Annotated in this window: 2 protein-coding genes; one reads left to right on the plus strand and one right to left on the minus strand. The window is 62.9% G+C overall.

The genetic code is table 11. From position 1 onward, the window contains the following. Positions 1-429, plus strand: a 429-nt coding sequence (locus A2I95_RS37500) for a NapC/NirT family cytochrome c (RefSeq protein ID WP_291737530.1), incomplete at its 5' end; no start/stop codon positions are given. An 80-nt stretch (positions 430-509) separates the two neighbouring features. Here the strand turns inward: A2I95_RS37500 and A2I95_RS37505 are convergent. Continuing rightward, positions 510-1421, minus strand: a complete 912-nt coding sequence (locus tag A2I95_RS37505) for a rhodanese-related sulfurtransferase (RefSeq protein WP_027256760.1) — start codon at positions 1419-1421, stop codon at positions 510-512. Positions 1422-1459: the final 38 nt, after the last annotated feature.

Raw genomic sequence — 1459 nt, forward strand, 5'->3', positions numbered from 1 at the left:
TCCTGCCCGGACTGCCACGTGCCGCATCAATGGTCCAACAAGATCGCCCGCAAGATGCAGGCCTCCAAGGAGGTCTGGGGCAAGATCTTCGGCACCATCAACACGCGCGAGAAATTCCTGGAGCACCGGCTGGAACTGGCCCAGCATGAATGGGCGCGGCTTGAGGCCAACGACAGTCTGGAGTGCCGCAACTGCCACTCGGACGAGTCGATGGACATCATCCGCCAGTCCAAGCGGGCAGCGGACGCACATGAGCGCTTCCTGTTCACCGGCGAGAAGACCTGCATCAGCTGCCACAAGGGCATCGCCCACCAGCTGCCCGACATGGCCGCAGCTGACGGCGAGGACCACGCAGGCCTGCTGGCGCCGCAGCATGGAGAGGGCCTCCTGGCCAGCACCCGCAGTTATCTGAGGTTGAGCAGCGACTGACGCTGCCAGCCTGCGCAACACACGAAAAGGCCGCTGTCCCGACGGGCAGCGGCATTTTTAGTGTCTGTTTTGGCGCGGGTTCAAAGCGGGATGCTGCCCAGATGCGCCTCGCCGCGCTCACGCGCCAGCTTCATCTGCTTCTGCCGCTCGCGGAACCGCACCTTATCCGCGTCCGAGGTCTGGTCAATGCACAGGTGGCAGCTGACGCCTTGTTCGAACTCGGGCCGCGCCTTGTCCTCTGGCAAGATCGGACGGCGGCAGCCGTGGCACAGCTCATGCGGGCCTTCGACCAGCCCGTGGCCCACCGACACCCGGTTGTCGAAGACAAAGCATTCGCCGTCCCAAGTGCTGTTGTTCGCCGGCATTTCCTCCAGATAGCGCAGAATGCCGCCCTTCAGGTGATAGACGTCCTCAACCCCTTGGCCCAGCAGGTAGTTGGTGGATTTCTCGCAGCGGATGCCGCCGGTGCAGAACATCGCAACGCGCTTGTTGTGAAAACGGTCCTTGTTCTCCTCCCACCAGGCTGGGAAATCGCGGAATGACTCGGTCTTGGGGTCGATCGCGCCTTCAAACGTGCCGATTGCCACCTCATAATCGTTGCGGGTGTCGATCAGCACCACATCGTCCTGCCGGATCAGATCGTTCCACGCTTCCGGCTCGACGTAATGCCCGACAGAGGCCAGCGGATCCACGTCCGGCTGGCCCATAGTGACGATCTCTTTCTTCAGCCGCACCTTCATCTTGCCAAAGGGCGGCTCGGCCGCAGTGGCCTCTTTCCAGTCCAGATCCGCGCAGCCGGGCAGCGCCTTGATATGCGCCAGCACCGCGTCGATGCCAGCCTGCGGGCCGGCGATGGTGCCATTGATCCCTTCCTGCGCCAGCAGCAGCGAGCCTTTGACATCCTGCACCTTGCACAGGTCCAAAAGTGCCGGCCTGATCGCGGCGGGGTCGGGGAAACGGGTGAAGTGATAGAGAGCAGCAATCGTGTACATGCCCCGCCCTTAGAACCATGTGCCCGGGGTTTCAAGTG

Source organism: Leisingera sp. F5 (genome assembly GCF_001593695.1).

Coding starts and splice junctions, on each gene's coding strand:
- A2I95_RS37505 (WP_027256760.1), bottom strand. CDS start 1,421: ATGTACACGATTGCTGCTCTCTATCACTTCACCCGTTTCCCCGACCCC.